This is a genomic window from Aeromicrobium sp. Leaf272, assembly GCF_001422865.1.
Lineage (GTDB): Bacteria > Actinomycetota > Actinomycetes > Propionibacteriales > Nocardioidaceae > Aeromicrobium.
In genome coordinates, this window is sequence record NZ_LMMY01000009.1 from 298,835 (window position 1) to 300,923 (window position 2,089).

Here is a 2,089-nt window from a genome sequence, read left to right on the forward strand (position 1 = left end):
CTACCCGATCTCCATCGACTCCGCCGGCTTCGAGGAGATGGCCCGACGACCTGAGGTGGCGGCCCGGGCCGCGGAGATCCGCGAGAGCCTCGGCAACCCGCGCTGCGTGCTGCTCGGCATCGACCGCCTCGACTACACCAAGGGTCTGCGGCAGCGGCTCCGCGCCTTCGGCGAGCTCATCACCGAGGGCTCCGTCGACGTCGAGGACGCGGTGTTCGTGCAGGTGGCCACGCCGTCGCGCGAGCGGGTGGGCCAGTACAAGATCCTGCGCGACGACATCGACCGGCTCGTGGGCCGCATCAACGGCGACGTCGGCCGCATCGGCGCCCAGCCGATCACGTACCTGCACGCGTCGTACCCGCGCGAGGAGATGGCCGCGCTCTACCGGGCCGCCGACGTCATGGTCGTGACACCGCTGCGCGACGGCATGAACCTGGTGGCCAAGGAGTACGTGGCGTGCCGCTACGACGACGACGGCGCGCTGGTGCTCAGCGAGTTCGCTGGCGCAGCGGCCGAGCTGCGCCACGCCTACCGGGTGAACCCCTACGACATCAACGGCCTCAAGGAGGCCCTGGTCGAGGCCATGCAGGCGCCCGAGAAGGAACGCCACCGCCGCATGAAGGCCATGCGCAAGCAGGTGGTCGAGAACGACATCGACACGTGGGCCAACAGCTTCCTCGACGACCTGCGCAACGTCAGGCGCACGCACGACAAGACGCCCCGGCCCGCGCGGAGCAACCCCGAGACGAGCACGCGTCGGCGCTGACGGTCAGCCGAAGAGCCGGTCGAACGCGTCGATGCCGACGAAGAAGCCGACGATGCCGATGACCCAGCTCATCATCGAGCCCGTGCGCGCCGACATCCAGGCGTCGGCCCGCTCGAGCCACGGCTCCACGAGTCGGGAGGCCGCGACTCGGAGCACGAGGAGGACGAGGGCCGGCAGCACCATGACGAGCACGTAGCCCACGAGCACGAGCAGCTGGACCGGACGGTCGACGTCGGCACGCGAGAGCAGGCCCATCGCGGCCAGGTACGGGAGCATCGTCGCGACCTCGAGCACGGTGGCCACGAGCGCGATGCCCATGGTCGTGCGCACGGGGACGCCCTCGCCCTGCAGCGCCGCACGCCAGCGTCTGGCGCGCGGACTCGGTCCGGACTGCTCCTTGGCCTTCTTCTCGACGCGGAAGCTCCAGAGGAACAGTCCCACGCCCACCACGAGCTGGGCGATCGTCAGCGGCCGGTTGTCCGCGAGCGCTCCACCGAGGTCGGAGGCCGCCTCCACGGCGACGTCGATGCCGAGGAGCAGCAGGACGCCGACCGCGTAGTAGAAGACCACGACGGTCCCGAGGAACAGCAGCACCCGACCCGGCCGAACTCGCGGCGCGAGCAGCATCCAGAGCGGGATGAGCAGCGTGCCGAAGCTGGTGCTGTCGACCAGCGCGAGACCGGCCAGACCCGCGAGCTCCGCCCACGTCATGCGTTCCCCCTCCCGCGCGCCACGTCGCGCGCCCCACGCCGACCGTGCCACATCGCATCGCGTCACGTCATCTCGCCCACCGTCCCGCCGTGCCGGCCGAGTCCGCGCACCCTGCACGGGTGATCGGAGGCACGGAGATCTCACACCCGCACGGAGAGCAACCCGTGCAGGGGTGAGGAATCCGTGCGGAACGGGAGATTCCCAGGTCGACCTGGGAATCGTCGAGACGCGTGGGACCGCCGGTGGCCCCGGCCTCGCCTAGCCTGACCGCCATGACGTCGACGCCGCTGCCCCCGCGGGTCCGGCGCGGCTACGCGCTCGGCAGCGTGGCCACGGGCACCTTCGGCACGGTCCCGGGACTCCTCCTCCTGCCGTACCTGACCGACACGCTCGGCATCGCCGCCGTCGTCGCCGCGGTGATCGTCTTCCTGCCGAAGGCGTGGGACGTGGTGCTCAACCCGATCGCGGGGCGCATCAGCGACGCCTCGACGCACCCCCAGGGCCGACGCCGCCCCTTCCTGCTGCGGGGCGGGCTGCTGCTGGCGGTGTTCTTCGCGCTCATGTTCGCCGGACCCACGGAGCCGTCGGTGCTGGCGGGCGCCTGGGTCGTGG

At 71.4% G+C, this 2,089-nt stretch carries 2 protein-coding genes and 1 pseudogene; 2 read left to right on the forward strand and 1 reads right to left on the reverse strand.

Going from position 1 to position 2,089, the window contains the following annotated elements; translation table 11 throughout:
• Positions 1-766 (forward strand): annotated as a pseudogene (locus ASF38_RS18650) (trehalose-6-phosphate synthase); the annotation flags it as partial.
• 3 nt (positions 767-769) lie between these two features.
• On the opposite strand, the gene ASF38_RS03010 reads toward ASF38_RS18650, so the two are convergent.
• Positions 770-1,477, reverse strand: coding sequence for a GAP family protein (locus ASF38_RS03010; RefSeq protein ID WP_056556230.1), 708 nt, complete (start codon positions 1,475-1,477; stop codon positions 770-772).
• Positions 1,478-1,749: 272 nt separating this feature from the next.
• On the opposite strand from ASF38_RS03010, the gene ASF38_RS18655 reads away from it, so the two are divergent.
• Positions 1,750-2,089: MFS transporter (locus tag ASF38_RS18655; RefSeq protein ID WP_235497363.1), on the forward strand; the 340-nt coding region annotated here is incomplete at its 3' end.